The following is a 20,982-nucleotide window of genomic DNA, read 5'->3' as shown; positions in this document are numbered from 1 at the left end:
TCACACTCAATTTCTATTGACTATATATCTATAAATCTATAGATATGCAAGTATGAATATAAATCAAATGAAACAAGCAGCCACTCGCGCCGGCACTTTAATGAAGGCTTTGTCCAACGAGACACGGCTGATGTTACTGTGCCAAATGGGTGAAGGCGAAAAGTCTGTCAGTGAACTGGCAGATGCTTTGGAAATGCGTCCCGCGTCCATTTCCCAGCAGCTTGCTCTATTGCGTAAGGACAACCTCGTCAGCACGCGCCGTAATGGCCAAACCATCTACTATTCACTAGAAGGTGAAGAAGCAAAGAACATCATAACTGTTCTTTATGAGCTATATTGCAAGGATGTTGAGGACGAATGAATATCTCCTTATCTCGCATCATACCCGCCTTTGAATGGCTCAGGACCTATGAGCGGAAAACATTTAGTGGTGATCTAACGGCGGGCATCATCACAGCGATCCTGCTGATCCCGCAAGCAATGGCCTACTCCGCCCTTGCAGGTCTACCGCCTGAAATTGGTCTCTATGCGAGCATTGCACCGCCCATCATGTATGCCATGTTTGGCAGCAGTCGCACTTTGGCCGTTGGCCCTGTCGCCGTTGCGTCCTTGATGGTGGCTCACGCGCTGTCCTCTATCACGGCGCAAGGCACAGAAGAATATCTAGCTGCCGCACTGGTCCTCTCGGTGATGATCGGCGTTCTGTTTTTAATTATTGGCGCCTTGAAACTTGGCTTTCTGACCGAATTCCTAAGTCATCCTGTGATGGCTGGTTTTACAAGCGCCGCCGCTATTTTGATCGCCTTCAGTCAGCTTACCCCTTTTGCTGGATTTGAAACCAAGTTGCTGTTTAGCGACTTTGTGCAGGAGGATGGCCTCAAGAATATATGGCAACGCATTAACGGCACCTCGCTTGCCATCGGCGCTGTAAGTATCAGCCTATTATATCTGGCAAAGAAATATCTCGCTGGGTTGATTTCCAAAATCCCCGCCCTTGCCCCATTGGCACCCGGCCTCTCAAAAACGGGCCCGTTGATGGTGCTTGTTCTAATGACATCAGTCGTGATGTCTTACGGACTGGATCAAGCAGCTGGAGTAAAGGTCATTGGTGTAATTCCGGAAGGCATCCCGAGCCTTTCAATGCCCGGCTTTAGCTTTGATATTATCGAACAGCTCGCTCCTTCTGCGCTTCTTATCACTTTGATCAGCTATGTGGAAAGTGTGGCAATTGCCAAGGTACTTGCCAGCAAACGACGTCAGAAACTTGAAGTTAATCAGGAAGCCTGGGGGTTGGGCTTTGCCAATCTCGGCGCTGGATTTACTGGTGGCAGCCCTGTTTGTGGTGGCTTTAGCCGTTCAGTTGTAAATTTCTCAGCAGGTGCAAATACGCAGCTTGCCGCGATCATCACAGCCAGCCTCATTGGATTGACACTCGCCTTCTTCACACCGCTCTTCTACTACGTTCCCAAAACTGTATTGGCGGCGATTATTCTGGTTGCCATTTTGGAGCTGGTGAATATAAAAGGGTTCATTAAAAACCTTTCCTATGACAAAGCGGATGGTATAGCAGAAGGTGCGACCTTTATAGCCGTGCTGTTTGGGGGCATTGAAACCGGACTTACCATCGGTATTCTAATATCCTTAAGCCTGCACTTCTGGCGTAGTAGTCGTCCCCATATTGCCATTGTCGGTCAGGTTGGCGACACAGAGCATTTCAGGAACATCAAACGCCATAAGGTAAAAACCTACCCTCACCTATTGGCACTGCGCATTGATGAAAGCCTGTTTTTTGCCAATGCAAGTTATTTGGAAAATTTCATCCTCAATCAGGTAGCGGCGAACAAAGAAGTTACTGACGTGTTGATCATTTGCAGTGCTATCAACTCCATCGATGGCAGCGCCTTGCATTCACTTGAAATGCTGCATGAGGAGTTGGCGGAGCAAAATGTAGAAATTCATTTTGCCGAAGTGAAAGGCCCCGTGATGGACAGGCTAAAGGAAACTCATTTCTTCAAAGAACATCAAAATGGCCAAGTGTACCTAAGCACTTATGAAGCTTTTAAAGAACTGGGAGCAAAGGGAAATCCCTTATTCAATGATCCTGAGTGGAGTATTTAAATGGAAAACTTTACACCCTTCCTGTCCCTCGCAGGGGGACTGATAATCGGCATAGCAGCAACGCTATTGCTCGCTGGCGGCCGTATCGCTGGCATCAGTGGCATCTTGGGAGGCCTTATCCCCCCCGCCCCGGCATCTGACCGGAAATGGCGCTGGTTGTTCCTGTTAGGACTGATCGGCGGCGCTGTTCTCTTCCCGGTTCTGGGCGGCGATATCAGCTACATCAATATCAACCCGTATAACTTGAGTGAAGAACTTCATTATGCGGCATTGGTCGCAGGTGGCCTTCTGGTTGGCCTTGGCACAACCATCGGATCGGGCTGCACCAGTGGTCACGGCATCTGCGGTCTTGGCCGTTTATCCATCCGCTCTCTCGCCTCCGTCATGACCTTTATGTTGGTCGCCGGAATCGTTGTTTTTGTTATTCGCACCGTTACAGGAGGCTAAACCCATGTTTCTCGTTATTGCACTTGCAGCAGGCTTACTGTTTGGTTATGGCCTTGCACTTTCTGGAATGCTCAGCCCTTCAAAAGTTGTCGGTTTTCTCGACATCGCAGGCAACTGGGATCCAAGCCTTGCATTCGTTATGGGCGGCGGCCTTGTTGTTACCGTAATTGCCTTCAATATAATCCTGAAACGCCCACACCCCATTTTTGGCGATAAATTTTATCTGCCTAAAAGCTCTGACATCGACAAGCGTTTGCTTATCGGTGCAAGTCTTTTCGGTGCCGGTTGGGGCATTGGTGGCCTCTGCCCCGGACCTGCGATCAGTTCACTTGCGTATGCCAGTCCAAAGATTGCGGTTTTTGTTGTCGCAATGGTAACGGGCATTATCGTCGCTAAGACACTTTTTCCAAATAAAGGCTAACCGAGGATTGCCGCAAGCTTTGCGGCAACCTTACCATTATTAAGAGCGAGGGCATGGTTCACCTCGCTCGTTTTCCCGCCGGATAATCTGTTCAGCGCACCAAGGATGTAAGGCGTCATCGCAGCCCCTTTAACCCCAGCATTAATCGCTTCTTCCTGCGCGGCCTTAATCAGCCCCTCAACCTCTTCTTCACTCATGGCATTTTCATGAGGAATTGGATTGCAAACAAGAAGGCCTGATGGCAACTCCATATCAAAATGGGCCGCAACCATCTTACCAAGAGCGTCCATATCACCAGCCGAAGCTGGCAATTTCAACCCGCTTGTACGGCAATGAAAGGCTGGAAACTCATCAGTTTCATATCCGATAACAGGTACGCTATAGCTTTCCAAGACTTCCATGGTGGCAGGAAGATCAAGAATGGATTTCGCTCCCGCCGCGACAACTGCAACAGGTGTCCGCGATAACTCCAGAAGGTCCGCAGAAATATCAAATCCGTTACCCCCTTCTTCGGCACGGTGAACGCCACCAATTCCACCCGTTGCAAAAACCTTGATACCTGCCTTTGCCGCAATAAAAGAGGTAGAAGCAACCGTCGTCGCGCCGGTTTTCCCTTCACTGATGACGAGTGGTAGATCGCGAACGGAGCATTTCATTACGTCACCGGAGGATGCCAGTTTCTTAAGCTCCGCTTCTTCCAGGCCGCATTTGATCACACCGTCGATGATTGCGATTGTAGCCGGCACTGCGCCCTCTGCTTCGATCACTGCTTCCATTTCATTGGCAAGCGCAATATTCTCTGGGTAAGGAAAACCATGACTGATGATTGTGGATTCAAGGGCAACGACAGGTTTGCCGTTATCCATGGCAGCTTTTACCTTTGATGAATACTCGATCTTCATGCTTTTCCTCGGAATACAAAATTAAAAGAAGAATGTGGCTACAGCTCTGGGCCTCCAATTTCAAGAAAAATAACAGTGAATATGGAAAACAGAACCCGTATCAGTTAGAGTTAGATACCCGCCGATATAAAACAATAATAAAAGGAAAGTACCAGCATGTCTGACAAAAAAGTCGCCATCGTTACTGGCTCCGCTACGGGCACAGGGGCCGCTATCGCAATTGCTCTTGCGGAAAAAGGCTATAATGTCTTGATCAATTACACAAAAAGTAAAAGCGAAGCTGAAGAAACTGCGAAAACTGCCGCCGACAAAGGCGCTGATGTTGTTCTGTTCCAAGGCGATGTCTCAAAAGACGAAGACTGCCGAGCAATGGTAGAGGCCGCCGTTCAAAAATGGGGACGTATTGACGCGCTGATTAACAACGCAGGCCGTACAAAATTTGTCCCTCACGGCGATCTGGATGGACTGGATGCGCAAGATTTCCAAGATATCTACGCAGTAAATACAATTGGTCCCTTTCAAATGACACGTGCTTGCGCCCCTCATCTGAAAGCCTCCGGTGCGGGCCGGGTCGTGATGATTTCATCTGTCGCGGGAACTCATGGTCACGGTTCCTCCCTTGCTTATGTCGCCTCAAAAGGGGGCCTCAATTCCATGACAAAAGGATTGGCTCGCGCATTGGGGCCAGAAATCACGGTTAATGCGATTTGCCCAGGTATGATTGAAACTCGCTGGCTTCGTGAAGGCTGGGGTGAGGAAAATTACGAACAGAACAGACAGGCCATGATGCGAAAAGTCCCATTGGCAACCGTATCGCAGCCCGAAGATATTGCCGACGCGGTTCTATGGTTTGTTCTTGGCACCGCACCTGTCACCGGAGAGCTTCTCATGGTTGATGGTGGCATGCACTTGGTCAGCTGATCCCGTGACGAAAGACAGTGACATAGTGAAGCGGGCGCTTGGGTATCCCTATTTGCGCCCGCTGCACTCCTACATATTGAAAAACGGGCGCATCCAACGACTTGATGCATACACGCCTGAAACAAATCGCACCCCAGTCCTTGCCTGCGGTTCAAACGCTGCTCCCGAACAACTCATTCGTAAATTTTCCGGGATCGAGACTTCAGAAATTCCGGTGACTTATACAAGGCTGGATAACTTTGTGTCCGCCTACTCACCTCACATTTCAGGATATGGGGCGATCCCCGCAACCTTACTTCCGATGGAAGGCGCATCCACCTCCTGCCACATCACCTGGCTTACACCGGAACAATTGGATGTCATGCACAAAAGCGAAGCTGTCGGGGTCAACTATAGATATTCAAAGCTTTCAAATATAAACCTCAATTGTGACCTCACTGGTCATCATCACTCAATTCACGCATATATTGGAAGACGCGGATACCTTAGCTTCAATAATCAGCCTGCTGTCTTAAAGGAAATTCCCTTTTCCCGATCTTGGCACAATTGCCTGCCGCTTACCCAAGAAGCAGTACAGGTTAAAGTCATGCATAAGCTAACTGATAAAATTAACTTAAACCGGTATATTGTTGAAAATACAGATAAATTAATCAGAAATAGCAGAATAGAAAAATTGCAAAACTACCGCGAAGACTATCCTGACTTTCAGGAAGAGATTCTACTGGATAAGAATAAATGAAAGAAACAGGAAAATCCCTTCTTATAGGATCCATAGGCGGCGGGATATTCTTTTTGTTGGACCTGCCTCTCGCTTGGATGTTGGGATCCATGTGTATTGCCACGGTATTTGCAGTTCGTGGAGTTCAGATGCATGTGGACGCAACATTGCGAAAGGTTATGACAGCTGTTCTTGGTGTGATGCTAGGAAGCAGTTTTTCCGCAGATACTGTTCAAAGTCTGATCGGGTGGTCAGGCGGTCTATTACTTTTGGTTCTCAGTATTTTTCTGTCGATGGGAGTGGTGTATGTCTTCTATCGCAAATTCTGCAACTTCGATCGCATCACTTCTTATTTCTCGGCTTCACCCGGTGGGTTTAACATTATGTATGAAGCAGGTGAGGCCGCAGGGGGAGATGGACGCACCATTGCCCTTGTTCATGCGACCCGCATTCTGCTGCTGGTTATGGTTATTCCGCTGGTCTTTAACTATGGCCTCACTTTCGAGAATACCGGCAATGCAGTAACGCATAGCATCTGGGGGGATCCCACCCAGCTAAAAGACTATGTTCTTTTGGCATTAGCAGGGGTTGTCGGATATTTTGGTGGGACAAAGCTCAAATTACCGGCTCCTCATCTAATGGGGCCTCTCGTCGTCGTCGCAGCTCTGCATGTTGTCGATATTTCGTCTTCTGAACCGCCAATGATCCTTGTATATGCGGCCCAACTCGTTATCGGAACAGCGATCGGACTTCGCTTTTTAGGAAGCAGTTTCCGGGAGGTCCGGCGTATCATTCTTATCAGCTGTGTTTCCACGTCCCTGATGATGGTTGTTGTCGTTTTCCTGGCTTATGAAGCAACCAGCCTCATCTCGGTTTCGATCCCCGGATTAGTGCTAGCTCTTGCCCCGGGTGGGCTTGCTGAAATGGCATTGGTGGCGCTTGCTTTGGGCATTGATGTGGCCTTCGTCTCGGTAATGCATGTGGTCCGCATTATGCTGATCATTGCGCTGATCCCGGCCCTCTATCCAGTTACGCAACAAGCTTGGCGAATAAAGGACAGGTTATTTAAAGGGCAGCCGCCTGCCTGACCCTGCCATAAACCATTGCCAATGTGACCGCCCTTGCAATCATAAACACCCCTATGGCGGCAAATAATCCGTGGACACCGAAATAAGGCGGCAAGACCAAGATCGACGCCATATAGGCTGCAAAAGACAACACCATGCCATTGCGCATTTCTTTTGTGCGCATGGCCCCGATAAAGATCCCGTCCAATTGATAAGACCACACAGCAAGCAGTGGCATGAGAACCATCCAGCCTAGATACTCATATGAAATAGCCTGCACTTCTTCGATACCGGTTAGAAGGTTGACGATCCCTTCCCCCGCGATCCAATAAATGACGGCATAAAGCCCCGCGACGATCACCGCAAGCACACTGCTCGCTTTTACGGCTTCATCCAGCGCAGATTTGTTTTTTCCGCCAACTGATTGACCTACTAGACTTTCCGCTGCATGAGCAAAACCATCCAGTCCGAAAGCCAGAAAATGCATAAAGTTCATGAGTACGGCTGTCGCAGCCAGAACAACTTCTCCCTGCAATGCGGCCCGAGTTGTAAAAAATGCAAAAGTGAAAATCAGCAAGATCGTCCGAACGAAAATATCTCCGTTCACAGCAATCATCTTGCGAAGTGCCGCAAGGTTCCAAATCTGACTTTTCGGTAATAAGCCATGCTGTGTCTTTAAATGAGCCAGCAGCAAAAGAGCCCCCACCCCAACCGCAGCATATTCTGAAATCGCGGTGGCCAAGGCGACACCCGGCACTTTCATATCCAGAACAATAACAAAAACCAGATCCAACACGATATTCATACTGTTCATGAAAATCTGTGTCGCGAGGGCGAGCTTCGTCTTTCCAAGGCCAATAAATGTGCCAATCAGGCAGTAATTGATCAACGCCGCTGGCGCCCCCCAGATCCGGATATCAAAATACTCCCGTGCACCAGTTTCAACGGCAGGGCTGCTTTCCACCATTTGCAAAGCAAATTGAATAAGAGGCACTTGGATAACCAGAATGACAGCAGAAAGTCCGAGTGCAACAAGGATGGCGCGAGAAACAGATAGTTTCACTTCGGGAATATCTTCTGCCCCGGCGGCCTGCGCCACGAAACCGGTGGTTCCCATCCGAAGAAATCCAAATCCCCAATAAATAAAACTGAAGATCATGGCACCAATGGCCACTGATCCCAAATAACTTGGGTCAGGAAGGTGACCAATTACCGCTGTATCCACGGCTCCAAGAAGGGGCACTGACAAATTGGCAAGAATGACTGGCCACGCCAGATACAGTATTTTCGAATAAGACTGAAAGGGTAAACCCATGAAAGTCGTCATGCTTACATTCCCAACTTGTCTTTTATTTTATAGCCAAGCATTGCAAGCGGTAGGAACCATGGCTGTCCGTTGTAATAAAAGCGGGTTTCAAAGGGCAGATCATCAAATGCAGTTTCATGATCGCTTTTATTCAATATTTTAAGAGCCGCTTTATGTCCCATATACCCAGACATGGCGACCCCCGACCCACCATAGCCCGAAGCAAAGTAAATTCCCTTCATTTGCCCGATATGTGGCAGGGAATTAAAGCCGTATGCAACATTTCCGCTCCAGACATACTCTGCTCTGATTTCGGGAAGGTCCGGAAAAATCTTCCTAAGGCGCTCTTCCAAAATTCCAGCTTGTTTTTGAAGTGGGGTTTTGAAAATTGAAGGTCGGCCCCCAATCAACAAGCGTCGTCCATCTGGTGTCGGCCTGAAATAGTTGAGCACTTTAAAACTATCCGCCATCGCCTTTCCTGTGGGCATGGCATTGCGCACCAGTTCTGCTTCCATTTCTTCGGTCACAATAACACTGCTACCAATGGGGATAATACGGTGATAAAACTCTGCATGCAAAAAGCCATGATAGCCGTTTGTCGCCATTAGTATGTTTTCTGCGCGAATACTTCTTCCCTGAAGAATGATTTCAAACCCGTTATGAATTTCATTAACTTGAGTAACGCTTGATTTCTGCCAAATATCCACGCCCTGTTCAGCTGCTTTTTCAGCAAGACCAGTCACGTATTTTCCGGGGTGGAGGCTCCCAGTGTCTGGCTGTGAAATGCCACCAACATATAGCGGGGAATTAAGATCAGCTTGAATATCATTTTGATTTAATAGAGTTTCTTCGGTACCCAGCAACCGTGTCCGAAGATCACCTCCGCGTTTCTGAGCGTCCAGATGGCGCTGATTAGCTGCCGGGAACACCCGCCCGGCCAATTCGAGATCACACTCAATCCCAAGATTCTTTACGCGATCCGCAGTAAAATCTAGTGACTGGCATGCTTCACGGTAAAGCTCGGTCGCTTTCCTTTCACCATGCTCATCACACAGCTCTCCAAGACCTGGGATCAGTAGCCGGCCAAGCATTCCACCATTGCGGCCACTTGCCCCTTCACCAATTCGACCCGCTTCAAGAACCAAAACATCCAAGCCATTTTCTTTTAAGGTTAGCGCAGCATTAAGCCCTGTATAACCTGCTCCAATGACAACAACGTCCCATCTGCTTTTTCCCATATCTTCTGCGTCAGCGGTAAATAAACCACTCTCCCACCAATAAGGGAAAGGCTTGAGATCAGACTTGGTCAATGTATGGGTCCTTGTGATTTTGGACGGTAAGGTTTGAAATGTGTTACAATACTTCCTACCTTTTTCCATGGGGAAGGTAAAACAGGAATTCAATTATGGGGCGTGATCTTAAGACTACCCAAGACGACAAGAGCAATGGAGACATTGATGCCTTTTTAAAAAAGGTTCAATCCACGCCAGTGGCCCGTGGAGGGGCCGGGGAAGGACGGCTCATATTTGCTCTGGACGCCACAGCCAGCAGACAACCAACATGGGATCGTGCCAGTCACATTCAAAGGGAAATGTTCAATGAAGTTGCAGACGTTGGCACCCTCTCCCTGCAAATTTCCTTCTTTCGTGGGTATGGAGAGTTTAAAGCGACACCATGGACAAAAGACAGTCGCTCCCTTACAGGTCCCATGTCGCGCGTAAACTGCCTGGGCGGATATACACAGATTAAAAAGGTTCTGAAACATGCCCTTCAGCAGCATGAAGATAAGTCCATTAGTGCCCTTGTATTCGTTGGGGATTGTGTTGAAGAAGACGTTGATGACCTTTGTCATCTGGCGGGTGAAATGGGCCTAAAGAACATTCCTATTTTTATTTTTCAAGAAGGGTACGAGCCCACAGCTGAAAACTGCTTTCGTCAAATGGCCCGATTGAGTGGTGGAGCTTTTTGTCATTTTGATGAAAAAAGCGCAGATCGTTTGAAAGACCTGCTCAAAGCTGTCGCAATCTATGCGGTTGGTGGCAGAAAAGCGTTAAGTGATTATGGACGAAAAAAGGGTTCAGATGTTACGCTACTCCTCGAACAGCTGAAGTAACGGAATATGCTTGGATATTTTATATTTGGTGCAGCCCTTTTGCTGGCATTGATCGTTGGGGGACAAGCTATCGCGTCCGCCAAACCCTCTACCTTGCTTAAAGCATTGAGAATTGTGGGGTTGGTGCTTTTTTCATCCGCCGCAGCCTATTTCGCTGTTACAGCGCGCTATCAATATGCAATGGGGTTCGGTGCCGCGGCTCTTTTCTGCCTTAGGAACAAGCCCTTTTTCTCCTCCAGCACTCAAAATCCAGGGCAACAAAGTGGTGTTTCCACGGACTGGCTGGAAGCGACACTTGATCATGATAGTGGTGAAATGAATGCGAGCATCAACAAAGGCGTTTTTGCCGGGAAAAAGCTATCTGATCTTAGTTATGATGAATTGCAGCAACTCCTTAAAGAGTTAGAACGGGATGAAAAAAGCGTTGCAATTTTACAAGCGTATCTTAACAGATATTTCGCAGGCGAAAGTAAAACGGACGAACATGAAACCCATTCTGGAACCGTTAAAAACAAAGGCATGAGCAAGGATGAGGCCTATGAAATCCTTGAACTTTCGGCCGGAGCAACCCTTGAGGAAATTAAAGCGGCCCATCGCCGACTTGTTAAAAAATTTCATCCAGACCGGGGAGGATCGGCCTACATGACCACAAAAATAAACCAAGCGAGAGACATTCTCATAAAATCTTAACCTAATGACGCTTGCATGTCCCACTGATCTATTGCATTAAAATCGCAATTTTCTATTGCGTCGAGGGGTCTAGATGCAAAACAAAGTACGTAAAGCTGTCTTTCCTGTAGGGGGTCTTGGAACGCGCTTCCTGCCTGCCACCAAGGCCATGCCAAAAGAGATGCTTCCAGTGGTAGACAAGCCGCTTATTCAGTATGCGGTAGATGAAGCACGAGAAGCTGGCATTGAAGAATTTATCTTTGTCACAGGCCGCGGGAAAGTTCTGATAGAAGATCACTTTGATCGGTCTTACGAGCTGGAGCAGGTTCTTATTGAACGTGGCAAGGATGCGGTATTGGAGAAACTGACCGAAAGCCTGCCAAGCACAGGTGCAGTTGCATACACCCGCCAGAGAGAACCCTTGGGGCTTGGACATGCCGTGTGGTGTGCAAAGCGATTTGTCGGCGACGAACCATTTGCTGTCATTTTGGCCGACGACCTTATTTTAAGCGATACACCTGCCCTTAAACAGATGATAGACGCCCGCGATAATCTCGGTGGTGGCAATATTCTGGCAGCAATGGAAGTCCCAAAAGAGCAAACTTCCCGATATGGTATCTTAAGCCCAGGATATGATGACGGCAAAACCGTCGAGATTACAAACCTGGTTGAAAAGCCGGATCCATCTGTCGCCCCTTCTAACCTTGCCGTGATCGGCCGCTATATTCTGGAGCCAACCGTTTTTGATCTTCTCGAAAATCAGGCTCGCGGTGCAGGTAATGAAATCCAATTGACAGACGCTCTTTCCAAACTGCTTGAAAACAGACCTTTTTACGGTCTACGCTTTGATGGAACCCGCTTTGATTGCGGTGATAAAATCGGCTTCTTACATGCCAATCTGGCATTTGCACTGGCGCGGGATGATATTGGGGCTGACTTCAAGGAAATTGTCAAACAAGTAAGCGAAACACTCTAAACTATAGGTAATTGCCATGCGCATAGCAATGATTGGCAGCGGTTATGTTGGACTGGTGTCCGGCGCCTGTTTTTCTGAATTTGGACACGACGTCATTTGCGTTGATAAGGACGCAAAGAAAATCGAGCTCCTGGAAGATGGCGTCATGCCAATTTACGAGCCTGGTCTGGACACGCTTGTCGCCAAAAACGTGAAAGCGGGTCGCCTGACCTTCACCACGGATCTGCGAGCAGCTGTGGCCGACGCCGACGCTGTCTTTATTGGTGTGGGAACACCAAGTCGGCGTGGTGATGGCAAAGCTGATTTGACCTATGTTTATGCGGCGGCAAAAGAAATTGGCGAAGCAATAACTGACTATACCGTTGTTGTCACCAAGTCCACCGTCCCGGTTGGAACCGGCGCTGAAGTTTCGAAAATCCTGAGCGACGTTTGTGACGAAAATAAATTTGATGTGGTGTCCAATCCAGAGTTCTTGAGAGAAGGTGCCGCCATTGAGGATTTCATGCGCCCTGACCGTGTGGTTGTAGGGACAGAGTCAGAAAGGGCACGTAAAGTGATGGAGGGGATTTATCGCCCTCTTTCCTTAATCCAGACACCTATTTTATTCACATCACGCGAAAGTTCTGAACTGATTAAATATGCAGGAAACGCTTTTCTTGCGACCAAAATCACCTTCATCAATGAAATGGCAAACCTCTGCGAAAAAGTTGGGGCCGATGTCCATGATGTAGCCAAAGGCATTGGCTTGGATGGGCGAATTGGATCTAAGTTTTTGCATCCAGGCCCAGGTTTTGGCGGATCCTGCTTTCCAAAAGATACCCGCGCATTGTACGAAACCTCAAAAGAATATGGAGTTCCCACACAGCTTGTTGGAACCGTTATTGATTTTAACGAGGATAGAAAATCGAAGATGGCAGACAAAGTGGTCCATATGCTCGGCGGGAATGCCCAAGGCAAAAAGATCGCCATCCTCGGCCTGACCTTCAAACCCAATACCGATGACATGCGGGAAAGCCCTAGCATCGATATAATTGAAAGCCTTCAGAAGGCTGGCGCGAATATCCACGCTTATGATCCTGAAGGGATGAAGGAAGCAGAAGAGATATTCAACAATGTCTCATTTTGTAAAAACGCTTACGAGCCGGCTGAAGGCGCTGATGCAGTCGTGATTATTACAGAATGGAATGAATTTCGTGCTCTTGACCTAAAGCGGATCAAGTCATTGCTCAAAGATCCCGTCCTGGTTGATCTTCGGAACATTTATGAGCCGGAAGAAATGGAAACGCTCGGCTTCAAATATATGTGTGTGGGACGACCAACCCCCTCCCAGATTGAAGGGAAATGAAATGACTGACCTTTTCAAACACGAATTTCACCCAACAATCCTTAGGGAATATGATATTCGCGGCATCATTGATGAAACGCTCTTTAACGAAGACGCGTACGCAATTGGGCGCGCTTTTGCCACCTTCATGATTGAAGCGGGCGATAACAAGGTTTGCGTTGGTTACGATGGTCGGGCTTCTTCTCCGGTTTTGGAAAAAGAACTGATCAATGGTCTTACCGATGGAGGTGTAGATGTGATCCGCGTCGGCATGGGGCCAACGCCCATGCTCTATTACTCCACATATAAACTGGAAACACAAAATGGGATCATGATCACAGGATCACATAATCCGCCCAGCCATAATGGCTTTAAAATGATCATGAACGGCAAACCTTTTTTTGGTAAAGATATCCAAAAGATGGGACCTGTCGTTTCAAATGGACTACCCCCTGCAAATAACGGCTCTGTAACCGAACATCCAATGCTGGATAAGTATGTAGAACGCGTACTGGATGATTACGTCTATCCATCGGAGTTTACCGTTGTATGGGATTGCGGAAATGGTGTGACAGGTGAAGCCCTTCGTAAAGTGGTTAGCAAACTACCAGGGCGTCACATTCTTTTATTTGATGAAATTGACAGTAACTTCCCTAATCATCACCCTGATCCAACCGTCGAAGAAAACCTTCAAGACCTTATCAGAACTGTAAAGGGTCTCGACGCTGATCTTGGCATTGCCTTTGACGGAGATGGGGACAGAATTGGCGCAGTAGACAGCCGCGGGAACATCATTTGGGGCGATCAGTTGCTCGCTATTCTGTCCCGCGAAATTCTTCAGAAAACACCAGGCGCCTCTATCATCGCAGATGTCAAAGCCAGCAAACTTCTTTTTGATCAAATTGCCAACCTGGGTGGATCGCCTGTTATGTGGAAAACGGGTCATTCGTTAATCAAAACGAAAATGGCGGAACTGGCCTCTCCCCTCGCAGGAGAAATGAGTGGTCACATTTTCTACAATGATCACTACTATGGCTATGACGATGCCATTTATGTGGGCATTCGCCTTTTAAATATGCTGGGGAATTGTGACGATACTCTTGATGAGATGCTCGACAATTTGCCCGTTGCAATTAACACACCCGAAATCCGATTTGCCTGCTCCGATGAAGAGAAATTTAAAGCTGTTGAAACGTTGAAATCGCAACTAGAGGAAGCCGGTGCTGACTTTTCTACAGTAGACGGTGTTCGTGTTAATTTTGAAGGAGGTTGGTGGCTTCTTCGTGCCTCCAACACTCAGGCAGTTCTTGTGGCTAGATGCGAGGCACCTGATGAAACCCGGCTCGAGCTTGTGAAAGCAAACCTTCGTAGCAATCTTGTACAGGCCGGAATAGATTGTCCTGATTTTTAGACTAAAAAAGCGCTTCCTGACCAAAGGGAAGCGCTTTTCTTTTGGACATCGTGTTTAGCCATAGAAATCAGCTAAGCTTATCCTTTTTCTTCATCTTGAACCCCATCCAGGACTCGCCAGATGCCATAACACAAGTGGCTCCGCCAGGCTGTGTTAAAACAATGGTCCAGGTCACTCCGTCCGGGCTTGTAAAGACTTCCAGTACACTTCCATTGGCTGCAAGGCCAGCGGCAACTGGTGCCTCTTTAAATTTGCCGTCCAGATGTTTCACCAGCGCGCCCCGATCAAAACATGCGTTTTGGGCTGATGCGTCTGTCACTTGAAATGAAACTGTCATGGCCGCAACAACAAGCACTGAAAGTCCAATAGAAATGACAGAGCGCATGAGTGAATGGCTGTTTGCTGGTCGAATGTGATTAAGCAAGTTCTTCATACGCTCCTCCTACAGTAAAAATTACTGACCAATAGAAGTGTGCGTTACTTTGCCAACCACTATTGGCCTACCTAATACTCTATACTTATAATCAGAATTTCTTAATATTAGATATACAGCCATATTGGGGAGGTGATTTTGGTCACAATCTGGCTTAAATCAAATTTATCACGTTGATTTTAAACGACTAAATTTTGAAAAAATCGATGTGATGAATTTCACAATTTGGTGATTTTTCTTCTTTTAATTGAATTTATCTTATAAAAAATCACCAAATAGGTTATATTAACTCGATACGATCACCCACATTGGGGAGTGATAAAGACTTCACCAAGTGGCGAATTTCCTGCCGGGCGGCTACATGGCTCATGGACATGCGAATACCAACGCCCTTATTCCTTAAATCAAGAACAGTCAGCCCCTTTAGGAACAGCTCCCTAAAAATTACACGTTCGCCAAAACCGGCTGCAGATCTGAAGGAAATCCGATTTGCCAGTTTATCGAGAATTTGTTCGATGTTGCGTTTGTTATGGGCATCCGTATGAGACAAACGGTTTCTCATAACGATCCAGTCGATCTGATGTTTATCAATCATTGCCCGGCGCTTGCGCTGCTCCCACACCATTTCGCTATACCAGCTCGGGCGCTCCACATCGTAGGTTTTCTCGTTAACAGTCGCCAATAGATCCAAATCGATAAAACTGTCGTTCATTGGAGTGAGCAAAGTATCCGCAAATGAATGGCCCAATTTAGCGATGAAGCTGTCAGCACCAGGACAATCTACAACAACAAAATCATTGTTATACACCTGCTCTTGCAGGGCCGCTACGAAGCGGGAGCGCTCATCGCTTTGCGCTTCATCCATGTTTTTCTTTTGGCTGGGTTCGATCACTTTGAGCGACGGCATTGGGAGATCAAGCTGCTTCTTTGATACAAAATCCTGCCGGTTTTCAATATAGCGGCCCAGTGTTTTTTGCTTACCGTCGAGGTCGATAGCACCAACTCGGTAACCCATTGTCAGCAACGAGACGATGACATGCATGGCGGTGGTGGATTTACCGGATCCCCCCTTTGCATTCCCTATGACGATAATATGCGCACGTGTGCTTTGTGCATCGCTAGCAGGCTTTGCTGCATCGGCAGTAACTGTCACACCCTACTCCTGTTATCCAAGGCAATTTGATCTCTTTTGTGAATCAAACTCCAAAATATTAAATTCAGGATTAAACCAGCGTTCCCTAGATGACAAGCGCCTTATTTCCCAAAAAAAAACAGGAATTTCATTAACCATAAAGAAGTGAGAAAAATCAAGGTCTAGTAGGATTTATTGAGTTACAATCTCCACATCTGGATGAAAGGCGTGAAAAGCAAACGCAAAGTCAACTCCGTAAACAACGTCTATCAACGCTCCAGATTCGTGTCTCTGGACGGTGATATTGCCGATATCCACCCCCTCGCCGATTTCGGACGCGCCAAGCGCAGAATTCTGCCCTTTCTCCCAAGTGATGATTAAGCCATCCTCTGTCTCAAATGTTTTTTTCTGACGAAGGAAGTCCAAAGACCAGGCACGCTCGCCCACCGTCACCACTCTGGCCAAGGGCGCGATATTCGTTGGCATTTTCCCAGAATATAAAAATGGTCGTGAAAGTTTGTCATACCCTTCATATGGATTGATCCCATAAGCACGCTCAATATCTCCGCTAGGGATCAGAACTTTTCCATCTGGGTGTCGTTCCTTAAATTTAAGCAACGATTCGATACGGACCGGTAATCTTTCAAGTTCGGCCCCCAACAGCTCCCCCACTATTGCTTTACCCGTAAATTGTTGCCACCAGCTTTCCGTTTGCCGGTCATACATCACAAGATCAGAGTTCCGGAGCTTACCCGTTGTCCCAAAATCAAGGATCAAGTCTCCTTTCTCAGGATGCCTGTACCTTCTGTCAAAAACGATAGATGCATTACAGAGTGGACAGAAAGTGACCGAGATCGGCACGCCTCCCACTTTGTCATTAACAATTTCGTGCCACATCAATACTTGCAAAGGGTAAGCTCTGGCATCACCATTGATGGACACCCCTATTACCGGCTCAGTCAGCTTTAGATGAACAGCATCCTTCACGGAGATAAAACGCGGGTTATCGATAGCTGGAATCCCATCCTTTGGAGGCCCGCCTGACAAAATCTCTACAAAACTAACCGACGTTTTCGTGAAATCAGTTTTAGGCCACTCATACTTCCAGAAATCTGGATCTGCCCAGGCAAGACTTGCAGAGGTCAATAAGGGCACAAACAGCCACGCCATTCTTGAAAGAAATTTGATCATGATAAAAGTCTAATCTTTTTTCACAAGAATTACACAGCTCAGACTTCACTCTTTTGTGAGTAACGATTTTCCTTTAGTCCAAAATGAGGCTGCTTAAGATAGGCCCTCTATCTTCTTGGAGACTTATCATGAGTGATTTTGTTGAGTGTGTGGTCATTGGTGCGGGAGTGGTTGGTCTTGCAATCGCCCGTAAACTTGCCAAATCAGGGCGTGATGTCGTTATCCTTGAAAAAAACCACCATTTTGGTGAAGAGACCTCATCTAGAAATAGCGAGGTTATTCACGCAGGCATTTATTACCCGAAGGATAGCTTAAAGGCGAAACTATGTGTTGCTGGGAAAAAGATGCTCTATCAGTATTGCGATGCCCATGGCGTTGCTTACAAAAATCTTGGAAAACTGATAGTTGCAACCAATGAAGATGAGATTTCAACATTGGAACAGATTAAGGCCAAGGCAGAAGACAATAGTGTTAATGACCTGAAATGGCTCACCAAAGAAGAGGTGTTTGGTTTAGAACCTCATCTCAAATGTGAAAAGGCCCTTCTCTCCCCCTCAACCGGCATTATTGATACCCACCAATATATGCTATCTTTGGTCGGAGAGATCGAAGCAAACGGTGGAGCGATTGCCTATGACACTCCATTTGAAGCCGCGACCATTTGTAATGATGGGTTTGAAGTGACGGCAGGTGGCCACACACTCAAATGTCGTCAACTGATTAACAGCGCAGGCTTGTTCGCCCAAGATGTCGCGAGCAATATCAAAGGTCTTGCTGAGCAATTTATTCCACCTAGATATCTCGCAAAGGGCAATTACTTCACAATGAACGCCGCTTCACCATTTAAACGGCTTATTTATCCCGTACCACAATCTGCCTCTTTAGGGGTTCATGTCACATTGGATATGGCCGGACAAATTAGATTTGGACCGGATCAGGAATGGGTAAAGGAACTGGATTACGAAGTAAACCCAGCCCGCGGTAACAGTTTTTATGACGCGATCCGTAAATACTGGCCAGATCTTCCTGACAACAGCCTTATCCCCGCCTACAGCGGCATACGTCCAAAAATCCAGTCTCCAACCGACCCCCATATGGATTTCAGGATCGAAGGAAGTGATATCCATGGAATAAAGGGGCTTGTAAATCTTTTCGGTATTGAGAGTCCGGGACTTACTTCAAGTTTGGCAATTGCGCGCGAGGTGATCGGAAAAATCTAGAAAAAGCCACACTGCAAACGGCACCTCATAACATTTAAATTTATTTTACCTATATTTAATATAACGTGTGAGAAGATACGAACGTTCATCATCCGACGAGGTAACATGGACAAACTACGATTATTGCGAAATTCATTAGTTTTAAGCGTTCTGTATTCTTCAACTACAAATGCCGACAGTAACGGTATCACGATAAATACACACGTTCAGCCACCCTACCATTACTTACAAGGTAGTGAACTCGTCGGCAGCGTTCCTCAGACCCTGGAATGTATTTTCCGGTCAATTAGTAGACCATATAAAATTTCATTGGCTCCCAGGAAAAGAAATAAAGAACTCCTCAAACATGGGAGTATTGACGGGTTTTTCCTCAGCATTCCTGACAAAGAGCTTGAAGAATATTCTATCGCAACAGATCCCCTTCACTTGGAGAGGTGGAATTTTTACCACCTTGCTTCATCCGGCCTTCCTGCACAGCCGGAACGGCACAAAATAGCTGCTGTTCTGGGTTCCAATGAAGAAACCTGGATGAAAGAAAAAGGTCTGGCGAATAATAAACCCGCACCAAATACCATATCTCTTGCAAAATTGCTGCTGAGCAACCGAATTAAATATGCCTTGGCTGATGAAGTGACATTTTCGCAAGCTCTCCATCAGGCTAAGGTTGAATCTGTAGAGTTTTCAACGAGTTTCGTAAGGTATGTCCCTTTAGTCGCCTATTTTTCAAAAGAGTTTGTTTCACGTAACCCTGAATTCATTACCAGTTTCAATGCGGCACTTTCAAAATGTGTAGATGATTTGTGGTCCACGAACACCCAAGAGGAACTTCTTTTAACAAGAAGGGCAGAATCGATAGCGGACAAACTCGTTTCGCAAATACGAAGCGAATTAAAAAAAACAACCGCATATTCTGATATCAATAAGTTACATCAGGAAGACAAATCCTGGAAACTAGCTGTGACAGAAGGCCAACAAACCGGCAAAATGAAGGAAATACTGTCAAATCCTCTATCTAACCTGCTAAGGGAATTGGCACTGGAACAGAAGGCAGTTACGGAGATTTTTGTAACTGACAACAAAGGGTTCAACGTCGCCATGAACATGGCGACAAGCGATTATTGGCAGGGAGATGAAGCTGCACATCAAGCGCTTATAAATGATCAAGCACAGTATATTTCAGACATCATGTTTGATCACTCCACTCGAAAATTCCAAATTCAGGTCTCACTACCGATCAAAAAACATGGCACTAAAGAAATGCTTGGAATGCTGACAATCGGGTTCGATGCAGACAAAATGTTCTCTACATACAATATGTAATTTGAATCGTTTCCAACAAAATCCACCAAATCCTCGAAAGGGGACCCACTCTAAATATTTCCTGACTTCGCGAAATAAAATTAGCATATTACCAATTTTGAATATTTTTCGTAATCTTCGTGCGAATTTTAGGAACACTTCCGAAAAGCGTTGATTTTCTCGCCAAAAAGCAAAACCTCATTAGTACTGACAGGGAAAATTCTGCGAGGAAATTATGAAAGTATTTAGTTCTCCTGACTTCGATGAGCACGAATCTGTTCTGTTCTTCAACGACAAAGAAACAGGCTTGAAAGCCATACTAGCAGTCCACGACACGACGCTTGGCCCAGCACTGGGCGGAACGCGTATGTGGAATTACACGTCAGAGGAAGAAGCCTTAAAAGACGTATTAAGGTTATCCCGAGGCATGACCTATAAATCCGCACTTGCCGGTCTAAAATTGGGCGGCGGCAAATCTGTTATTATTGCAGATCCTCATTCGGATAAGAGTGAAGCGCTGTTTGAGGCTTTCGGCCGGGCAGTTGACCGCTTAAACGGATCATATATTGCAGCAGAGGATGTCGGCACTTCCGTTGCGGATCTTGAAGTAGCCCGGCGCGTAACTCCTCACATTGCTGGCATTTCTGAAGGCGGTGCCGGTGATCCTTCACCAGCTACAGCTTGGGGCGTATTCAATGGCATCAAAGCATCTGTGAAACACAAACTCGGTAAAGACAATCTAGAGGGCGTTAAAGTCGCCGTTCAGGGCCTGGGGCATGTTGGATACATCTTGTGCCAATATCTTCATGAAGCAGGTGCAGAATTGCTTGTCGCTGATATTTTCGAAGACAGCGTTAAACGTGCGGTTCAGGAACTTGGCGCAACAGCAGTTCCTGCAGATGAAATTCACAAAGTGGACACCGATGTTTTTGCACCATGTGCGCTCGGAGGCGCCATTAACCCAAATACATTATCTGAATTAAAAGCGAGCATCGTGGCAGGCTCTGCCAACAACCAGCTTGAAACACCTGAAATGGGTGAAGCGTTACGGGCAAGAGGTATTCTGTATGCGCCGGATTATGTCATCAATGCTGGTGGTATTATCCTCATCAGTCATGAGGGGCCAACCTTCAACCGTGATGCTGCTATGAAACAAGTCTCGGACATTCATGATACGCTTCTTGATATTTTCGCACGGGCTGAGGCTGAGCAAAAACCAACAGACGTTGTTGCAGATAAAATCGCTCTCGAAATTTTGGAGAATGCTGGAAAAAAGTCTGAAGCGGGACAGAAAGTTTCCGCCTAAAGCGCTTC

General features: G+C 46.8%; 21 protein-coding genes. 15 read left to right on the top strand and 6 right to left on the bottom strand.

From position 1 onward, the window contains the following. Positions 1 to 52 precede the first annotated feature (52 nt). From GUA87_RS08340 to GUA87_RS08325, 4 genes are read left to right on the top strand one after another with little or no spacing between them, the layout of a single operon-like run. Positions 53 to 361 carry an ArsR/SmtB family transcription factor gene (locus GUA87_RS08340; protein ID WP_193716103.1) on the top strand — a complete coding sequence of 103 codons (309 nt, stop codon included), beginning with the start codon at positions 53 to 55 and terminating at the stop codon, positions 359 to 361. Then, positions 358 to 2,118, top strand: coding sequence for a SulP family inorganic anion transporter (locus GUA87_RS08335; protein WP_193716102.1), 1,761 nt, complete (start codon positions 358 to 360; stop codon positions 2,116 to 2,118). The genes GUA87_RS08340 and GUA87_RS08335 overlap by 4 nt, the downstream gene beginning before the upstream one ends. Continuing rightward, positions 2,119 to 2,565, top strand: a complete 447-nt coding sequence (locus GUA87_RS08330; RefSeq protein WP_193716101.1) for a YeeE/YedE family protein — start codon at positions 2,119 to 2,121, stop codon at positions 2,563 to 2,565. It abuts the gene before it with no gap. A 4-nt stretch (positions 2,566 to 2,569) separates the two neighbouring features. Then, positions 2,570 to 2,986 (top strand): DUF6691 family protein, encoded by a 417-nt coding sequence (locus tag GUA87_RS08325; RefSeq protein ID WP_193716100.1) that lies wholly within the window; start codon positions 2,570 to 2,572, stop codon positions 2,984 to 2,986. Here GUA87_RS08325 and GUA87_RS08320 read toward each other — a convergent pair. Next, a complete protein-coding gene (locus GUA87_RS08320; protein ID WP_193716099.1) occupies positions 2,983 to 3,888 on the bottom strand; it encodes a pseudouridine-5'-phosphate glycosidase in 906 nt (301 codons plus the stop codon). The two genes, GUA87_RS08325 and GUA87_RS08320, sit on opposite strands and share 4 nt — an antisense overlap. 156 nt (positions 3,889 to 4,044) lie before the next feature. On the opposite strand from GUA87_RS08320, the gene GUA87_RS08315 reads away from it, so the two are divergent. From GUA87_RS08315 to GUA87_RS08305, 3 genes are read left to right on the top strand one after another with little or no spacing between them, the layout of a single operon-like run. Next, positions 4,045 to 4,809 (top strand): SDR family NAD(P)-dependent oxidoreductase, encoded by a 765-nt coding sequence (locus GUA87_RS08315; protein ID WP_193716098.1) that lies wholly within the window; start codon positions 4,045 to 4,047, stop codon positions 4,807 to 4,809. Then, complete coding sequence (locus GUA87_RS08310) at positions 4,784 to 5,548, top strand: hypothetical protein (RefSeq protein ID WP_193716097.1); 765 nt, start codon at positions 4,784 to 4,786, stop codon at positions 5,546 to 5,548. Before GUA87_RS08315 ends, GUA87_RS08310 begins: the two co-directional genes overlap by 26 nt. Then, complete coding sequence (locus GUA87_RS08305) at positions 5,545 to 6,615, top strand: AbrB family transcriptional regulator (RefSeq protein ID WP_193716096.1); 1,071 nt, start codon at positions 5,545 to 5,547, stop codon at positions 6,613 to 6,615. Before GUA87_RS08310 ends, GUA87_RS08305 begins: the two co-directional genes overlap by 4 nt. On the opposite strand, the gene GUA87_RS08300 is transcribed toward GUA87_RS08305, so the two are convergent. Both GUA87_RS08300 and GUA87_RS08295 read right to left on the bottom strand, forming a co-directional pair. After that, positions 6,593 to 7,921 carry an MATE family efflux transporter gene (locus GUA87_RS08300; RefSeq protein ID WP_227711808.1) on the bottom strand — a complete coding sequence of 443 codons (1,329 nt, stop codon included), beginning with the start codon at positions 7,919 to 7,921 and terminating at the stop codon, positions 6,593 to 6,595. The genes GUA87_RS08305 and GUA87_RS08300 overlap by 23 nt on opposite strands. 2 nt (positions 7,922 to 7,923) lie before the next feature. Next, complete coding sequence (locus GUA87_RS08295) at positions 7,924 to 9,210, bottom strand: NAD(P)/FAD-dependent oxidoreductase (RefSeq protein ID WP_193716095.1); 1,287 nt, start codon at positions 9,208 to 9,210, stop codon at positions 7,924 to 7,926. A 95-nt stretch (positions 9,211 to 9,305) separates the two neighbouring features. Here GUA87_RS08295 and GUA87_RS08290 point away from each other — a divergent pair, with 95 nt between their 5' ends. The 5 genes from GUA87_RS08290 to pgmG all read left to right on the top strand — a co-directional run bounded on the left by GUA87_RS08290 (position 9,306) and on the right by pgmG (position 14,393). Continuing rightward, on the top strand, positions 9,306 to 10,013 hold the full coding sequence (locus GUA87_RS08290) for a VWA domain-containing protein (protein WP_193716094.1): 708 nt from the start codon (positions 9,306 to 9,308) through the stop codon (positions 10,011 to 10,013). Positions 10,014 to 10,019: 6 nt separating this feature from the next. Next, positions 10,020 to 10,703 carry a J domain-containing protein gene (locus tag GUA87_RS08285; protein ID WP_193716093.1) on the top strand — a complete coding sequence of 228 codons (684 nt, stop codon included), beginning with the start codon at positions 10,020 to 10,022 and terminating at the stop codon, positions 10,701 to 10,703. Between the two features lie 73 nt (positions 10,704 to 10,776). Beyond that, positions 10,777 to 11,658, top strand: a complete 882-nt coding sequence (gene galU, locus GUA87_RS08280) for a UTP--glucose-1-phosphate uridylyltransferase GalU (protein ID WP_193716092.1) — start codon at positions 10,777 to 10,779, stop codon at positions 11,656 to 11,658. 16 nt (positions 11,659 to 11,674) lie between these two features. Then, a complete protein-coding gene (locus GUA87_RS08275) occupies positions 11,675 to 13,003 on the top strand; it encodes a UDP-glucose dehydrogenase family protein (protein ID WP_193716091.1) in 1,329 nt (442 codons plus the stop codon). Position 13,004: 1 nt separating this feature from the next. Beyond that, positions 13,005 to 14,393 carry a phosphoglucomutase/phosphomannomutase PgmG gene (gene pgmG, locus GUA87_RS08270; RefSeq protein ID WP_193716090.1) on the top strand — a complete coding sequence of 463 codons (1,389 nt, stop codon included), beginning with the start codon at positions 13,005 to 13,007 and terminating at the stop codon, positions 14,391 to 14,393. 67 nt (positions 14,394 to 14,460) lie between these two features. Here the strand turns inward: pgmG and GUA87_RS08265 are convergent, their stop codons facing one another. The 3 genes from GUA87_RS08265 to GUA87_RS08255 all read right to left on the bottom strand — a co-directional run bounded on the left by GUA87_RS08265 (position 14,461) and on the right by GUA87_RS08255 (position 17,146). After that, a complete protein-coding gene (locus GUA87_RS08265) occupies positions 14,461 to 14,826 on the bottom strand; it encodes a hypothetical protein (RefSeq protein ID WP_193716089.1) in 366 nt (121 codons plus the stop codon). A 280-nt stretch (positions 14,827 to 15,106) separates the two neighbouring features. Further along, positions 15,107 to 15,979, bottom strand: coding sequence for a division plane positioning ATPase MipZ (locus GUA87_RS08260; RefSeq protein WP_193716088.1), 873 nt, complete (start codon positions 15,977 to 15,979; stop codon positions 15,107 to 15,109). A gap of 171 nt (positions 15,980 to 16,150) precedes the next feature. Beyond that, entirely contained in the window at positions 16,151 to 17,146 is a 996-nt protein-coding gene (locus tag GUA87_RS08255; protein WP_415774794.1) for a DUF3179 domain-containing protein, read from the bottom strand. Between the two features lie 131 nt (positions 17,147 to 17,277). On the opposite strand from GUA87_RS08255, the gene GUA87_RS08250 reads away from it, so the two are divergent. From GUA87_RS08250 to GUA87_RS08240, 3 genes are all read left to right on the top strand, one after another. Further along, the gene (locus GUA87_RS08250; protein ID WP_193716087.1) at positions 17,278 to 18,369 is read left to right on the top strand and encodes an NAD(P)/FAD-dependent oxidoreductase; all 1,092 of its coding nucleotides are present in this window, start codon (positions 17,278 to 17,280) and stop codon (positions 18,367 to 18,369) included. A 105-nt stretch (positions 18,370 to 18,474) separates the two neighbouring features. Then, positions 18,475 to 19,689, top strand: a complete 1,215-nt coding sequence (locus GUA87_RS08245) for a hypothetical protein (protein ID WP_193716086.1) — start codon at positions 18,475 to 18,477, stop codon at positions 19,687 to 19,689. 214 nt (positions 19,690 to 19,903) lie between these two features. Beyond that, the gene (locus GUA87_RS08240) at positions 19,904 to 20,974 is read left to right on the top strand and encodes a Leu/Phe/Val dehydrogenase (protein ID WP_193716085.1); all 1,071 of its coding nucleotides are present in this window, start codon (positions 19,904 to 19,906) and stop codon (positions 20,972 to 20,974) included. Positions 20,975 to 20,982 lie beyond the last annotated feature (8 nt).

The sequence above is a fragment of the Sneathiella sp. P13V-1 genome, assembly GCF_015143595.1.
In the GTDB taxonomy this organism is placed as follows: Bacteria; Pseudomonadota; Alphaproteobacteria; order Sneathiellales; family Sneathiellaceae; genus Sneathiella.
The sequence above is the reverse complement of the archived record's forward strand: the minus strand, read 5'-3'. Positions and strand labels throughout refer to the sequence as shown.